Origin of the sequence: Escherichia sp. XD33 (assembly GCF_019375075.1) — a bacterium.
Lineage (GTDB): Bacteria > Pseudomonadota > Gammaproteobacteria > Enterobacterales > Enterobacteriaceae > Enterobacter > Enterobacter flexneri_A.
Genome location: NZ_JAENDM010000012.1, coordinates 84,358 through 100,257 on the forward strand (window position 1 = coordinate 84,358; position 15,900 = coordinate 100,257).

The 15,900-nt window shown below is 50.4% G+C and carries 14 protein-coding genes; 9 read left to right on the plus strand and 5 right to left on the minus strand.

The window, feature by feature from the left end; all coding sequences use genetic code 11:
- Window positions 1-14: 14 nt before the first annotated feature.
- Window positions 15-566 carry a phosphodiesterase gene (yfcE, locus tag K0778_RS09710; RefSeq protein WP_000772452.1) on the plus strand — a complete coding sequence of 184 codons (552 nt, stop codon included), beginning with the start codon at window positions 15-17 and terminating at the stop codon, window positions 564-566.
- Between the two features lie 57 nt (window positions 567-623).
- On the plus strand, window positions 624-1,166 hold the full coding sequence (gene yfcD / locus K0778_RS09715; protein ID WP_000437935.1) for an NUDIX hydrolase YfcD: 543 nt from the start codon (window positions 624-626) through the stop codon (window positions 1,164-1,166).
- Between the two features lie 32 nt (window positions 1,167-1,198).
- Here the strand turns inward: yfcD and yfcC are convergent, their stop codons facing one another.
- From yfcC to ackA, 3 genes are all read right to left on the minus strand, one after another.
- Entirely contained in the window at window positions 1,199-2,719 is a 1,521-nt protein-coding gene (gene yfcC / locus K0778_RS09720; protein ID WP_001274493.1) for a putative basic amino acid antiporter YfcC, read from the minus strand.
- A 189-nt stretch (window positions 2,720-2,908) separates the two neighbouring features.
- Complete coding sequence (gene pta / locus K0778_RS09725; RefSeq protein ID WP_000086722.1) at window positions 2,909-5,053, minus strand: phosphate acetyltransferase; 2,145 nt, start codon at window positions 5,051-5,053, stop codon at window positions 2,909-2,911.
- 74 nt (window positions 5,054-5,127) lie between these two features.
- The gene (ackA, locus tag K0778_RS09730; protein ID WP_000095707.1) at window positions 5,128-6,330 is read right to left on the minus strand and encodes an acetate kinase; all 1,203 of its coding nucleotides are present in this window, start codon (window positions 6,328-6,330) and stop codon (window positions 5,128-5,130) included.
- Window positions 6,331-6,667: 337 nt separating this feature from the next.
- On the opposite strand from ackA, the gene yfbV reads away from it, so the two are divergent.
- The 4 genes from yfbV to K0778_RS09750 all read left to right on the plus strand — a co-directional run bounded on the left by yfbV (window position 6,668) and on the right by K0778_RS09750 (window position 10,280).
- Complete coding sequence (gene yfbV, locus K0778_RS09735) at window positions 6,668-7,123, plus strand: terminus macrodomain insulation protein YfbV (protein ID WP_000106627.1); 456 nt, start codon at window positions 6,668-6,670, stop codon at window positions 7,121-7,123.
- Window positions 7,124-7,205: 82 nt separating this feature from the next.
- Entirely contained in the window at window positions 7,206-7,700 is a 495-nt protein-coding gene (locus K0778_RS09740) for a YfbU family protein (RefSeq protein WP_000426124.1), read from the plus strand.
- A 10-nt stretch (window positions 7,701-7,710) separates the two neighbouring features.
- Window positions 7,711-8,361 carry a hexitol phosphatase HxpA gene (gene hxpA, locus K0778_RS09745; RefSeq protein ID WP_001203392.1) on the plus strand — a complete coding sequence of 217 codons (651 nt, stop codon included), beginning with the start codon at window positions 7,711-7,713 and terminating at the stop codon, window positions 8,359-8,361.
- 86 nt (window positions 8,362-8,447) lie between these two features.
- The gene (locus K0778_RS09750) at window positions 8,448-10,280 is read left to right on the plus strand and encodes an SLC13 family permease (RefSeq protein WP_001012899.1); all 1,833 of its coding nucleotides are present in this window, start codon (window positions 8,448-8,450) and stop codon (window positions 10,278-10,280) included.
- Window positions 10,281-10,338: 58 nt separating this feature from the next.
- Here the strand turns inward: K0778_RS09750 and yfbR are convergent, their stop codons facing one another.
- On the minus strand, window positions 10,339-10,938 hold the full coding sequence (yfbR, locus tag K0778_RS09755; protein WP_000813859.1) for a 5'-deoxynucleotidase: 600 nt from the start codon (window positions 10,936-10,938) through the stop codon (window positions 10,339-10,341).
- 83 nt (window positions 10,939-11,021) lie between these two features.
- On the minus strand, window positions 11,022-12,239 hold the full coding sequence (gene alaA, locus K0778_RS09760) for an alanine transaminase AlaA (RefSeq protein WP_000074527.1): 1,218 nt from the start codon (window positions 12,237-12,239) through the stop codon (window positions 11,022-11,024).
- 919 nt (window positions 12,240-13,158) lie between these two features.
- Between alaA and lrhA the strand changes: the two genes are divergently transcribed.
- The 3 genes from lrhA to nuoB all read left to right on the plus strand — a co-directional run bounded on the left by lrhA (window position 13,159) and on the right by nuoB (window position 15,849).
- Window positions 13,159-14,097: a transcriptional regulator LrhA gene (lrhA, locus tag K0778_RS09765; RefSeq protein ID WP_000622290.1), complete on the plus strand. Its 939-nt coding sequence runs from the start codon at window positions 13,159-13,161 to the stop codon at window positions 14,095-14,097.
- A gap of 630 nt (window positions 14,098-14,727) precedes the next feature.
- Window positions 14,728-15,171, plus strand: coding sequence for an NADH-quinone oxidoreductase subunit NuoA (gene nuoA, locus K0778_RS09770; protein WP_000062997.1), 444 nt, complete (start codon window positions 14,728-14,730; stop codon window positions 15,169-15,171).
- 15 nt (window positions 15,172-15,186) lie between these two features.
- The gene (nuoB, locus tag K0778_RS09775) at window positions 15,187-15,849 is read left to right on the plus strand and encodes an NADH-quinone oxidoreductase subunit NuoB (RefSeq protein WP_000386733.1); all 663 of its coding nucleotides are present in this window, start codon (window positions 15,187-15,189) and stop codon (window positions 15,847-15,849) included.
- The last annotated feature ends 51 nt before the right edge of the window (window positions 15,850-15,900 follow it).

Here is a 15,900-nt window from a genome sequence, read left to right on the forward strand (position 1 = left end):
ACGAGGAGTGAGTGATGAAACTGATGTTTGCATCGGACATTCATGGGTCGTTACCGGCGACGGAACGTGTTCTGGAGTTGTTTGCCCAAAGCGGTGCCCAGTGGCTGGTGATCCTTGGCGACGTGTTGAATCACGGCCCGCGTAATGCTTTACCGGAGGGTTACGCGCCAGCCAAAGTCGCTGAACGGCTTAATGAAGTGGCACATAAGGTTATCGCTGTGCGCGGCAACTGCGACAGCGAAGTGGATCAAATGCTGCTGCATTTCCCGATAACCGCGCCGTGGCAACAGGTATTACTGGAAAAACAACGTCTGTTTTTGACGCATGGTCATCTTTTTGGCCCGGAAAATCTGCCTGCTTTAAACCAGAACGATGTGCTGGTGTACGGTCATACCCATCTGCCAGTGGCAGAACAGCGGGGGGAGATTTTCCACTTCAACCCCGGCTCGGTGAGTATTCCGAAAGGCGGTAATCCGGCGAGTTATGGCATGCTGGATAATGACGTACTTAGTGTAATCGCACTCAATGATCAAAGTATCATTGCGCAGGTCGCGATTAATCCGTAATTTACCCACAACTCAAAATGCGCCGTAAGAGCGCCAGAAAAAGAAGGTTTCCTGATAATGGAACAGCGTCGTTTGGCAAGTACTGAATGGGTGGATATTGTCAATGAAGAGAACGAAGTCATTGCACAAGCCAGCCGGGAACAAATGCGGGCACAGTGTCTGCGTCATCGTGCAACTTACATCGTCGTGCATGATGGCATGGGCAAAATTCTGGTCCAGCGTCGTACCGAGACAAAAGACTTTTTACCCGGCATGTTAGATGCGACCGCAGGCGGTGTAGTCCAGGCCGATGAGCAACTGCTGGAATCCGCGCGTCGCGAAGCGGAAGAAGAGTTGGGCATTGCCGGTGTCCCCTTTGCCGAGCACGGGCAGTTCTATTTCGAAGATAAAAATTGCCGTGTCTGGGGCGCATTGTTCAGCTGCGTCTCTCACGGTCCCTTCGCACTACAGGAAGATGAAGTCAGTGAAGTTTGCTGGCTGACGCCGGAAGAAATCACCGCACGCTGCGATGAGTTCACTCCAGACTCGCTGAAAGCGCTAGCGTTGTGGATGAAGCGCAATGCCAAAAATGAAGCCGTAGAGACTGAAACGGCAGAATGAAAAAAGAGCCGCAATTGCGGCTCTTAACATTTTTAGTGGTAGCCCATCAACTGAGCGCCGATCACTACGACGCTGGACATAATAAACAGCAGTCCAAGTAGGGTCGCGCCCACCTTCAGCCAGTTACGGAAGTCCACCCTGCACACACCGAGCGTTGCCATTAACGACGCTGAGGTTGGGTAAATGATGTGACTGAAGCCATCACCAAACTGGAACGCCAGCACGGTAACCTGACGGTTAACACCGACCAGATCGCCAAGCGGTGCCAGTAACGGCATGGTTAACGCCGCCTGACCAGAACCGGACGTCACGAAGAAATTAAATACCGCCTGGAAGAGCAACATAAACCAGGCCGCGACCGCGTTGTCCAGACCGCTAATGGCATTGGCAATGCTGTTGAGGATGGTATTTAACACGCTGGCATCACCCGCTTCACCATTACCGACCAGCAGCAAAATCCCTTTGGCGAAACCCACCAGCAGGGCAGGGGCGATCATCATTCGCGCCCCTTCGGTAAAGGATGAAGCCATGGTATTAACCGTCATGCCGTTAAGGCGGAAAACAACGCCGATGATGCCAATCACCAGACCCATGGTGAAGAACTGGCTGGCAATTTCTGGAATAAACCAGGCATTAACGATCACGCCCCAAATCACCCAGACCATTACGGCGGTCAGGACAATCAATACCAGCCAGTCACCAAAGGTAAACGGACGTTGTTCAACATCAGCCTGCTTTTCACGAAAGAAGCGGTCGGACTCATGCACGCGTGACAGAAGAGGATTCTTTTTCACTCGTGAGGCGTACACCATGGTAAAGATCAGGCCAATCAGAGTGGCGATAACCCACACCACGATGCGCAACCCGGAGCCAGAAAGCACCGGAACGCCGGCAATCCCCTGAGCAACGACCACACAAAACGGGTTCATCCACGAACTGGCAAAACCGATTTGCGTGGCAATATAGGTCACCAGGACGGTGGTAATACTGTCATAGCCCAGCCGGACCATTAGCGGTGCGATGATAATGGCAAAGGCGACGGCCTCTTCTCCCATACCAAATACCGCGCCGCCAAGTGAAAACAGAATAAACAGCGCAGGAATAAAGAGAATTTCATTCCCGCGGGTATGGCGAATAAGCGCCAGGATACCGTTATCAATGGTTCCTGTACGCATCACAATGCCAAACGCGCCGCCAATCACCAGCATAAACATGATGATGCCAACGGCTGTCCCGTATTTCGATCCTGAGGTTAATCCTTCAAACGGGAAGTTCATCAGGCCCGGGCGTTCATCGCCCGTCGTGAACAGCTGTACGCGGTGATACTCAGGTTCGCCTGCTTCGTTAGTCAGAATGCGAAATGAGTGTGGATCTACGACTTTGCGTGTTTTTGTTTGACCATCAACCTGATACTGCACTTCCTGACTGTCAAACATCCCCACCGGAACTACCCAGGTGGCAAGGCTGGTTAAAATAGCAACAAAAAAGATAATCACCAACGTATCGGGCATTGCCCATCTTCTTGTTGGTTTGGATTCAGTGATTGCGGACATAGCGCAAATATTCCCTTGCACAAAACAAAGTGGTAAGTATGCAAAGTGGGATGGCGCAATTCATTGATGCAGCGCAGTTAAGCAAGATAATCAGAAAGGATTAATGCAAATTAAGAGAATAAAAAACCGGAAATAGTGATTATTTCCGGTTCAGATATCCGCAGCGCAAAGCTGCGGATGATGACGAGATTACTGCTGCTGTGCAGACTGAATCGCAGTCAGCGCGATGGTGTAGACGATATCGTCAACCAGTGCGCCACGGGACAGGTCGTTAACCGGCTTGCGCATACCCTGCAGCATCGGCCCGATGGAGATCAGGTCGGCAGAACGCTGTACCGCTTTGTAGGTGGTGTTACCGGTGTTCAGATCCGGGAAGATGAACACGGTAGCGCGACCTGCAACCGGAGAGTTCGGCGCTTTGGATTTCGCAACGTCAGCCATTACCGCAGCGTCGTACTGCAGCGGACCGTCGATCATCAGGTCAGGACGTTTTTCCTGCGCCAGACGAGTTGCTTCGCGAACTTTTTCTACGTCGCTACCTGCACCAGAAGTACCGGTGGAGTAGGAGAGCATAGCAACGCGCGGTTCGATACCGAAGGCCGCAGCGGAATCAGCGGACTGAATCGCGATTTCTGCCAGCTGTTCAGCGGTCGGATCCGGGTTGATCGCACAGTCACCGTAAACGTAAACCTGTTCCGGCAGCAGCATGAAGAACACGGAAGATACCAGGGAGCTGCCCGGTGCAGTTTTGATCAGCTGCAGCGGCGGACGGATGGTGTTTGCGGTAGTGTGAACAGCACCGGAAACCAGACCATCAACTTCATCCTGTTCCAGCATCAGCGTACCGAGCACCACGTTGTCTTCCAGCTGTTCGCGGGCAACGGTTTCGGTCATGCCTTTGTTCTTACGCAGTTCGACCAGACGACCAACATAGCTTTCGCGAACCACTTCTGGATCAACGATTTCAATCCCTGCACCCAGTTCTACACCCTGAGACGCTGCAACACGGTTGATCTCTGCCGGATTACCCAGCAGTACGCAAGTTGCGATACCACGTTCAGCACAGATAGCGGCTGCTTTAACGGTACGCGGTTCGTCACCTTCCGGCAGTACGATACGTTTGCCCGCTTTGCGCGCAAGTTCAGTCAGCTGATAACGGAACGCAGGCGGAGACAGACGACGGCTGCGCTCAGAAGTGGCAGTCAGAGATTCGATCCAGTCAGCGTTGATGTAGTTAGCAACGTATTCCTGAACTTTCTCGATACGTTCGTGATCGTCAACCGGAACTTCCAGGTTGAAGCTCTGCAGGCTCAGAGAGGTCTGCCAGGTGTTGGTGTTCACCATAAATACCGGCAGGCCGGTAGCGAAAGCACGTTCGCACAGTTTAGAAATGCGCGCGTCCATTTCGTAACCGCCAGTCAGCAGCAGGGCACCGATTTCTACGCCGTTCATGGCTGCCAGGCAAGCGGCCACGAGCACGTCAGGACGGTCTGCGGAAGTCACCAGCAGAGAACCGGCACGGAAGTGCTCCAGCATGTGCGGAATGCTGCGTGCGCAGAAAGTGACGGATTTAACGCGGCGAGTATTGATGTCGCCTTCGTTGATGATGGTCGCATTCAGGTGGCGAGCCATATCGATCGCACGAGTCGCGATCAGGTCAAAGCTCCACGGCACAGCGCCGAGAACCGGCAGCGGGCTGGATTCTTGCAGCTTCGCCGGATCAACATTGTTTACTTTAGCTTTGGAAGAGTCGTCGAAAATCTCGGACAGATCCGGGCGAGTACGACCCTGTTCATCAACCGGTGCGTTCAGTTTGTTAACGATAACGCCGGTGATGTTGGTGTTTTTGGCACCGCCGAAGCTGTTGCGGGTCAGTTCGATACGCTCTTTCAGCTGTTCCGGGGTGTCAGTGCCCTGAGACATAACGAAGACGATTTCCGCATTCAGCGTTTTAGCGATTTCGTAGTTCAGAGACTGGGCAAACTGGTGCTTACGTGTCGGGACCAGACCTTCAACCAGAACGACTTCAGCGTCTTTGGTGTTAGCGTGGTAGTTTGCGACGATCTCTTCCATCAGCACATCTTTCTGATTGCTGGAAAGCAGACCTTCAACGTAGCTCATTTTCAGCGGTTCAGCGGCCGTCGTGGTGGAAGAGTTCGCACGCACGATAGTCGTAGTCTGATCGGGCGCATCGCCACCGGTACGCGGCTGAGCGATAGGTTTGAAAACGCTCAGACGAACGCCTTTGCGTTCCATTGCACGGATCACGCCAAGGCTGACGCTGGTCAGACCGACGCTGGTTCCGGTAGGGATCAGCATAATAATACGGGACACGGTTTATCCTCTTTCGTTACCGCCGATTTGGCGGGTTACAAAACAGCACCGCCAGCTGAGCTGGCGGTGTGAAATCAGGCAGTCAGGCGGCTCGCGTCTTGCGCGATAACCAGTTCTTCGTTGGTTGGGATAACCACCGCAGGACGGGTACCTTCTTTGTTGATGAAACCAGATTTGCCGAAACGTGCAGCCAGGTTGCGTTCATGATCAACTTCAAAGCCCAGCACGCCCAGTTTGCCCAGAGACAGTTCACGAACCATTGCGGCATTTTCACCGATACCACCAGTGAATACAACAGCGTCCAGACGACCATCCATCAGCGCAGTGTAGGCACCGATGTATTTCGCCAGGCGGTGGCAGTAAACGTCCATTGCGCGCTTCGCGTCTTCTTTCGTCGCGTAGTTGTCTTCAACATAGCGGCAGTCGCTGGTCACTTCGGTCAGACCCAGCAGGCCAGACTCTTTGGTCAGCAGTTTGTTGATTGCGTCAACGCTCATGCCCAGGGTGTCGTGCAGGTGGAAGATGATCGCCGGATCGATATCACCAGAACGGGTACCCATGACCAGACCTTCCAGCGGGGTCAGGCCCATAGAGGTGTCAACGCATTTACCGTTGCGGATAGCAGAAACGGAACCACCGTTGCCCAGGTGGCAGGTGATGATGTTCAGTTCTTCTACCGGTTTGTTCAGCATTTTTGCCGCTTCCTGGGTTACATAGAAGTGGCTGGTGCCGTGCGCGCCGTAACGACGGATGCCGTGCTCTTTGTACAGGTTGTAAGGCAGGGCGTAGAGGTAAGACTCTTCCGGCATAGTCTGGTGGAACGCGGTGTCAAATACAGCAACGTTTTTGTCTTTCAGCTGTGGGAAAGATTTCAGAGCTTCTTCGATACCGATCAGGTGAGCCGGGTTGTGCAGCGGTGCAAAAGAAGCTGCATCTTTGATACCCTGAATAACAGACTCATCGATCACTACGGAGCTGGTATACTTTTCGCCGCCGTGTACGATACGGTGACCGATAGCAGTCAGCTGCGCAGACAGTTCTGGTTTTTGTGCCAGAATAGTATTAACGATAAAGTTGAGCGCTTCGCTGTGAGCGGCGCCTGCACCTAAAGCCGCTTCCTGTTTATTGCCGTCCATTTTCCATTTGATACGTGCTTCGGGCAGGTGGAAACATTCGGCTAAACCAGAAAGGTACTCTTCACCATTTACTGCATCGATGATGGCAAATTTCAGTGAAGAACTACCGCAGTTCAGAACCAGTACTAACTTACTCGACATGGAAGTACCTATAATTGATACGTGGCTAAAAAAACGTCAGGGAGCCATAGAGCGTAGCGCATGATGACACCGACATTTATGATTAACATCATGCACTGCAAATTTTTTTTGCATGATGGAAGAAATATCTTGAGTCTATGCCATTTTGCGTAATTTTCAGCCAATGGCATAATGTATATGAATTTGACGACTCAATGAATATGTACTACTTAGGCCTTCAGGCTGCTAAAGGATACCTGATAGTGGGTATGGAAGACAAAATGTTTTGAACGTTGTCCCGCTGAGTTGTGAATTTGCACAAATTTTTGAATCTTTATATGTGAAGTTGAGGTGAAGCATGTCAACGCCGGATAATCGTTCTGTTAATTTTTTTAGCTTGTTTCGCCGGGGACAGCATTACTCAAAGACGTGGCCGCTGGAAAAACGCCTTGCCCCGGTCTTTGTCGAAAATCGCGTTATCAAGATGACGCGTTATGCGATCCGTTTTATGCCGCCGATCGCCGTATTTACTCTCTGCTGGCAGATTGCCCTGGGCGGTCAGCTTGGGCCGGCAGTTGCCACTGCCCTGTTCGCCTTAAGTTTACCCATGCAGGGATTGTGGTGGCTGGGCAAGCGTTCTGTCACGCCATTACCCCCTGCAATCCTTAACTGGTTTTATGAAGTTCGCGGTAAATTGCAGGAGTCTGGACAGGTGTTGGCACCCGTTGAAGGCAAGCCTGATTACCAGGCATTAGCTGACACGCTTAAGCGCGCCTTCAAACAACTGGATAAAACTTTCCTTGATGATTTGTAATTGACCCCTGATTACGCATATAAAAGAAGGCATACTCAGCCTTCTTTTTTTTCACCGTAGTAGAGTGATACAGGAGTCAACAATGGAAATGACCAACGCGCAACGTCTTATTTTGTCTAATCAGTACAAGATGATGACTATGCTCGATCCGGCAAATGCTGAACGTTACCGTCGCCTGCAAACAATTATTGAGCGTGGTTACGGATTACAGATGCGTGAATTGGATCGCGAGTTTGGCGAGCTGAAAGAAGAAACCTGCCGCACTATCATCGACATTATGGAGATGTATCATGCGTTGCATGTTTCCTGGTCTAATTTGCAGGACCAGCAATCCATCGATGAACGTCGTGTCACCTTCCTCGGCTTTGACGCCGCCACTGAAGCACGTTACCTCGGTTATGTCCGCTTTATGGTTAATGTGGAAGGGCGCTATACCCATTTTGACGCCGGAACTCACGGTTTTAACGCCCAGACGCCAATGTGGGAAAAATATCAGCGCATGCTTAATGTGTGGCATGCCTGCCCGCGTCAGTACCATTTGAGCGCCAACGAAATTAATCAAATTATCAATGCCTGAGGAGGCCCGCGTGCGGTGCAAAGGTTTTCTGTTTGATCTTGATGGAACGCTGGTGGATTCCCTGCCTGCGGTAGAACGGGCGTGGAGCAACTGGGCCAGACGTCATGGGTTAGCGCCGGAAGAGGTGCTGGCTTTCATTCACGGTAAACAGGCGATCACCTCTCTGCGCCATTTTATGGCGGGCAAATCCGAGGCTGATATTGCCGCCGAGTTTACGCGTCTGGAGCACATCGAGGCCACGGAAACCGAAGGTATTACCGCGCTTCCGGGGGCAATCGCCTTACTCAGTCATTTGAATAAAGCAGGTATTCCGTGGGCCATTGTGACTTCTGGCTCCATGCCGGTAGCGCGAGCGCGCCATAAAATAGCTGGGCTTCCCGCACCAGAGGTGTTTGTAACCGCTGAGCGAGTGAAGCGCGGAAAACCAGAACCTGATGCGTATCTGTTAGGCGCGCAGCTGCTGGGGCTTGCGCCGCAGGAGTGTGTGGTGGTGGAAGATGCTCCCGCTGGCGTGCTTTCTGGCCTGGCGGCGGGTTGTCATGTCATTGCGGTTAACGCTCCGGCAGATACCCCGCGCCTGAATGAGGTCGATTTGGTCCTCCACAGTCTGGAGCAAATTACTGTGACCAAACAGCCAAATGGCGATGTTATTATTCAGTGAAACACCTGATCATGATTTAGCCCCGTCTCGTCGGGGCTTTTTTATGGCAGAATCAAGTCATCCCCCTCAATTAACAAGGATAAGTTGTGAACGGTGAATTGATTTGGGTTCTTTCATTACTGGCCGTTGCCATCGTCTTGTTTGCGACGGGCAGAGTGCGTATGGATGCGGTCGCTTTGTTTGTTATTGTCGCGTTTGCATTAAGCGGAACGCTGACAGTCCCAGAAGTATTTTCCGGCTTTTCTGATCCTAACGTTGTCCTGATTGCCGCCTTGTTTATTATTGGCGATGGTTTGGTCCGTACCGGTGTTGCCACCGTAATGGGAACATGGCTGGTCAAAGTTGCGGGCAATAGTGAAATCAAAATGTTGGTTTTGTTGATGCTGACCGTCGCGGGGCTTGGCGCGTTTATGAGTTCAACCGGCGTTGTCGCTATCTTTATTCCCGTGGTGTTAAGCGTTGCCATGCGTATGCAAACGTCGCCGTCACGTCTGATGATGCCGTTAAGTTTTGCCGGGCTGATTAGCGGCATGATGACGCTGGTGGCGACGCCGCCGAACCTGGTAGTCAACAGTGAATTGCTGCGTGAAGGCTATCACGGCTTCAGTTTCTTTAGCGTAACACCTATTGGCCTGGTCGTGCTGGTGCTGGGTATTTTGTATATGTTAGTGATGCGTTTCATGCTGAAAGGGGATACCCAGACCCCGCAGCGCGAAGGCTGGACGCGTCGAACCTTTCGCGATCTTATCCGTGAATATCGACTGACCGGGCGTGCGCGACGTCTGGCTATTCGCCCCGGATCGCCAATGATTGGTCAACGGCTGGATGATCTCAAATTACGTGAGCGTTATGGCGCTAACGTCATCGGTGTTGAACGCTGGCGGCGTTTTCGTCGCGTTATCGTGAACGTTAATGGGGTTTCTGAATTTCGCGCGCGTGACGTTTTGCTTATTGATATGTCTGCGGCTGATGTCGATCTCCGGCAATTTTGTAGTGAGCAATTGCTGGAGCCGATGGTACTGCGCGGCGAGTATTTTTCTGACCAGGCCCTTGATGTGGGCATGGCAGAGATTTCATTAATTCCTGAGTCAGAACTGATTGGTAAATCGGTGCGCGAAATTGGTTTTCGTACCCGCTACGGACTGAATGTGGTGGGGCTAAAGCGCAATGGCGTGGCGCTGGAAGGTTCGCTGGCGGATGAGCCTCTGCTGCTGGGCGATATCATCCTGGTTGTGGGTAACTGGAAACTGATCGGTATGCTGGCCAAACAGGGCCGCGACTTCGTAGCGCTGAACTTACCGGAAGAGGTGAGTGAAGCATCACCCGCGCACAGCCAGGCACCCCATGCCATTTTCTGTCTGGTGCTAATGGTGGCGTTAATGCTGACAGATGAAATTCCTAATCCTGTTGCCGCTATCATCGCCTGCCTGCTGATGGGGAAATTCCGCTGTATAGATGCTGAAAGCGCCTATAAATCCATTCACTGGCCGAGCATTATTTTGATCGTTGGGATGATGCCGTTTGCTGTGGCATTACAGAAAACGGGAGGTGTCGCGCTGGCGGTGAAAGGGCTGATGGACATTGGCGGTGGTTACGGGCCACATATGATGCTGGGGTGTTTGTTTGTCTTGTCGGCGGTTATTGGGCTATTTATCTCTAATACCGCGACGGCGGTGTTGATGGCTCCGATTGCGCTGGCTGCTGCCAAAACGATGGGGGTGTCGCCTTATCCATTCGCGATGGTCGTGGCGATGGCAGCATCCGCCGCCTTTATGACACCGGTTTCTTCACCTGTTAACACACTGGTTTTAGGTCCGGGAAATTACAGCTTCAGTGACTTTGTGAAGTTGGGGGTACCGTTCACCATTATCGTGATGGCGGTTTGTGTGGTGATGATCCCGATGCTGTTTCCGTTTTGACAAGAGCCTGATGTCGCATCCGGCGCTTATTGCCTGATGCGACGCAGACTCCGGCTGCTTACAGCGGTGAATCCTGGCTAATCTCATCGAGCGAAAGATGGAAGCTGGGAACAAATATTTCCATGAAGTAGTCCATCTCCTGGCTGCGACGCGCTTCAAGCGTCGCTTCCAGTCGCGTTTTTGCCAGCAAGAATTCATTATTTCCGGCCGCGAGTTCTTCCAGACATTTCAGATATGCACACAGTGCATCTGCCTGTTTCACCAGCGATTTTTCTTCATCGCTATATGCATGCTCGTCAATTAACGGCGCAAAGATATCCCGCAGCTCTTCCGGAACCATATCGACCAGTTTTTGCTGAGCGATTTTTTCAATAGCCTTGTACTCCTGAGCGATTTGCGAATTGAAGTATTTCACCGGAGTAGGGAGATCGCCGGTGAGCACTTCTGAGGCATCGTGGTACATCGCCAGTAAAGCGATACGTTCGGCGTTGACATTACCGCCAAATTTTCGATTTTTGATAGCTGCCAGCGCATGGGCGACCATCGCTACCTGCAAACTGTGTTCGGACACATTTTCCGTCCGCACGTTGCGCATGAGCGGCCAGCGGTTAATGAGTTTCAGGCGGGAGAGATGGGCAAAAAAATGGCTCTGTTTCATAGTGACCTTACGTATGATGACATCATCAGGTCATTGTGGCGGGATAACGCTGCCGGATGCAATCTCCGGCAGTGAAATTAAGATTACAGCTGATGATAACCAGAAAGGAAACGCGCGAACTTGCTCAAAGACAGCTCGATATCATCGACACGCGGTAGCGTGACAATGCGGAAGTGATCCGGCCACGGCCAGTTGAATGCCGTCCCTTGCACCAACAGAACTTTTTCCTGCAACAGGAAATCCAGCACCATTTTCTGATCGTCGTGAATGTTAAAGCGTTTGGCGTCGATTTTCGGGAACATATACAGCGCACCACGAGGTTTCACGCAGGAAACGCCCGGAATATCGTTGATCAGTTCCCACGCGCGGTTACGCTGCTCATAAAGACGACCGCCAGGGGTAATAAATTCACTGATGCTCTGATAACCACCTAGCGCGGTCTGAATGGCGTGTTGCGCAGGAACGTTAGCACACAGGCGCATTGAAGCCAGCATTTCCAGACCTTCGATGTAGCCTTTGGCGTGTTTTTTCGGCCCGTTCAACACCATCCACCCCTGACGGAAGCCTGCAACGCGGTACGTTTTCGACAGTCCGTTAAAGGTAATGGTCAGCAGGTCAGGTGCCAGCGGTGCAATTGAGTGATGCTCAGCGTCGTCGTAGAGAATTTTGTCATAAATTTCATCGGCGAAGATAATGAGATTATGCTGACGTGCAATCTCCACAATCTCCATTAAAAGCTCTTTGGAATATACCGCGCCGGTTGGGTTATTTGGGTTGATAATAACGATCCCACGCGTACGAGGCGTAATTTTAGCGCGAATATCATCGAGGTCCGGGAACCAGTCAGAGGATTCATCGCAAAGATAATGCACCGCTTTACCGCTGGAAAGCGAAACCGCCGCGGTCCATAGTGGGTAATCTGGTGCAGGAACCAACATTTCGTCCCCGCTGTTCAGCAATGCCTGCATTGCCTGAACGATAAGCTCCGATACACCATTGCCGATGTAAATATCTTCCACGGTAACATCACGCATGCCACGAGCCTGGTAGTGCTGCATGATGGCTTTACGCGCGGAGTAAAGACCTTTGGAATCGCAATACCCTTGAGCGGTAGGCAGGTTGCGTATCACGTCAACGAGGATTTCATCTGGCGCGTCAAAACCGAACGGGGCTGGGTTGCCGATGTTCAGTTTCAGTACCTTGTTACCTTCTTCTTCCAGGCGTTTTGCTTCTTTCAGCACCGGACCACGGATGTCATAACAGACATTCTCTAATTTGCTGGATTTTTCAATGGGGGACATGAATCTTGACCTTTTTTGCTGTTATCGCCACTCCCTGCCGTGGAAGTCAGCTTAGAACAATGTACTCCCCCAGGACGGTGTTTTGAAGGTCTGCAGAATAAGATTTTGCCAGAGGGGAAGGCTCGATTGTGCTGTTAATAACTTAATAATGACAAAATAATGAGGTGTATATGCTTTACATGCAATGTTATATAGTGAATTGTTCTGATTCTTAATTGTAAGTCTGGTTTTTTTATCTGTAAGATAATTGTGTGAAAATGCCTCATTTAAGAATTCACTAATGAAACGCGATGATGATATTTCCGCATTACGGAGAGTTTAACAGCGTGATGATTTCCGAGGTGTCGTAATGGGGGCAAGGTGTGAAACTATTGTTAAGCGGAATTAATGAATGAGGATGATGCTAATTAATTATTATTTAATATTCAAAAAGGTTTTGATGTGCTTATTAATAATAGAAGATTACTTTGCCTAACATAACATAACTTTGCATCAGATAATTCGCAATGACCCTTATAAATAAAAGGTTTTTGGGGTAAAATGCTCGCATAAATGACGGATCCCTGCTCTTGATGCCGCCTCACCATTGCTGTTTGTACGTGTTCGCGTATGACCAGCGATGCTGCACGAGAGTGGAACAAGGACTCACATTTACATTTATACAAACACGCGCATGTCATAAATAGAAAAGAGTGAGTAACTTAATAGATATGCGATCCCTGAAGATATATTCTGTGATCTACTTCAGGCATTATAACGGAACAATGTGAGTCGCTTTTTTAGTGCAACTCATATGCATTTTTACTTTCGTCCGGGTTCCGGATGAAACTGCCAGGGAGGCACATTACAAATGGAATTGCTTGTTTGTGTGTGCACAGCATTAACCAGCTCAGTATGAGCCGCCAGTAAGTGATAATATATGATAAGTGCAAATCGTCCGATAATTAACCTCGACCTCGATCTGCTGAGAACATTTGTTGCTGTTGCCGATCTGAACACTTTTGCTGCCGCAGCTGCCGCTGTGTGTCGTACTCAGTCCGCCGTAAGTCAGCAAATGCAGCGTCTGGAACAACTCGTTGGGAAAGAACTGTTCGCTCGTCACGGTCGCAACAAACTGTTAACTGAACATGGCATTCAACTTCTTGGTTACGCCAGGAAAATCCTGCGTTTTAATGATGAGGCCTGCTCATCATTAATGTTCAGTAATCTTCAGGGCGTGTTAACTATCGGTGCTTCAGATGAATCTGCCGATACGATCTTACCTTTCCTGTTAAATCGCGTGAGTTCGGTTTATCCGAAATTAGCGCTGGATGTCCGCGTTAAACGTAATGCCTATATGGCAGAAATGCTGGAATCCCAGGAAGTGGATTTGATGGTAACCACCCATCGTCCTTCTACCTTTAAGGCATTGAACCTGCGTACCTCGCCAACACACTGGTACTGCGCAGCGGAATACGTATTGCAAAAAGGTGAGCCGATCCCTCTTGTATTGCTGGATGATCCAAGTCCGTTTCGCGATATGGTGCTGGCGACGCTTAATAAAGCAGATATTCCATGGCGACTGGCTTATGTCGCCTCGACGCTTCCGGCCGTTCGTGCGGCAGTGAAAGCCGGTCTTGGCGTGACGGCAAGGCCGGTTGAAATGATGAGCCCGGACCTGCGTGTGCTGAGTGGAGTAGATGGCTTACCGCCGCTACCTGATACCGAATATTTGCTGTGCTATGACCCGTCCAGTAATAATGAGCTGGCCCAGGTGATCTATCAGGCGATGGAGAGCTACCATAATCCGTGGCAATACAGCCCAATGTCTGCTCCGGAAGGGGATGATTCATTGTTGATTGAAAGGGATATCGAGTAATCGACGGACGATAGATAATTCCTGAGACAATAGTGTAAAAAACGAGCCGCTGGGGGTGTTTTAAACCCCAGCGGCTTTTTTTTAGTAAAAATCCTTCCTCGCATAGTGCAGAACGCACAAAGCTGTTCATTTTTCAATCACCAGAGATTCACGTCCCGAACGCACAAATAATCGCCTGAAAAAAATCACCTGCTACAATGATGTTAAAAAATACGTAAATTTGTTGCTGCGTTTTTGTTATGGAATGACAAAAGCGTGTCACAGATCAAGAAAATACTCTCTTTTGGGGGGAGGAATCGACACAAATTCCTGTCAAAATAGACCCGTATTTTTTCCATTGCTTCACAACGGACACGATTCAACAACATCTAATTATCCTGGAGTCGTCAAGGATCTGGGGTGAAAGGGCATTAAATGCTAATGGTGTTGATATTATGTAAACTAATGTGAAGAAACTTTTGTTAAAGTTGACAAAAGGTTATAGAAAGGAGTAAAAGACCACATCAATTAGCTGTATAAAAGAATTTCTACAGTGATTGTAAGGTTTTTTTTATTCCTCCCCATGAATCGATGTGGCGTCCATCTGCCGTGAAGAGCAGTGAATCTGGCGCTACTTTTGATGAGTAAGCAATGAGTATGTCAACATCCACTGAAGTCATCGCTCATCACTGGGCATTCGCTATCTTTCTTATCGTTGCCATTGGCCTGTGTTGCCTGATGCTGGTAGGCGGTTGGTTTTTAGGCGGTCGCGCACGCGCGAGGTCGAAAAACGTGCCGTTTGAATCCGGTATCGACTCGGTCGGCTCCGCCCGCTTACGCCTGTCCGCCAAGTTTTATCTGGTGGCCATGTTCTTCGTTATCTTCGACGTTGAAGCGCTGTATCTGTTCGCATGGTCAACCTCTATCCGCGAAAGCGGCTGGGTAGGCTTTGTGGAAGCTGCAATTTTTATTTTTGTGTTACTGGCAGGTCTGGTTTATCTGGTGCGTATTGGCGCGCTGGACTGGACGCCCGCGCGTTCACGCCGCGAGCGTATGAACCCGGAAACGAACAGTATCGCTAATCGTCAACGCTAACCGCGAGGCATTAAGATGGATTATACGCTCACCCGCATAGATCCCAACGGTGAGAACGACCGTTACCCCCTGCAAAAGCAGGAGATCGTAACCGACCCTCTGGAGCAAGAAGTTAACAAAAACGTGTTTATGGGCAAGCTCAATGACATGGTTAACTGGGGTCGTAAAAACTCAATTTGGCCGTATAACTTCGGTCTTTCCTGCTGTTACGTTGAGATGGTGACTTCGTTTACCGCGGTGCATGACGTGGCGCGTTTTGGCGCAGAAGTATTGCGTGCTTCGCCGCGTCAGGCTGACCTGATGGTGGTTGCAGGAACCTGCTTTACCAAAATGGCACCGGTTATTCAGCGTCTGTATGACCAGATGCTGGAACCAAAATGGGTTATCTCAATGGGTGCCTGTGCCAACTCTGGTGGTATGTACGATATTTATTCCGTTGTGCAGGGCGTCGATAAATTCATCCCGGTTGATGTGTATATCCCGGGCTGCCCGCCGCGTCCTGAAGCGTACATGCAGGCACTGATGCTGTTGCAGGAATCTATCGGCAAAGAACGTCGTCCGCTCTCCTGGGTGGTTGGCGATCAGGGCGTTTATCGCGCCAATATGCAATCAGAGCGCGAACGCAAGCGCGGTGAACGCATTGCCGTAACTAACCTGCGTACACCTGACGAGATTTAATTTGCGCCTGTCGGCAAAGGGATTTTTCTTCGCTTATTCCTAAATCTATTT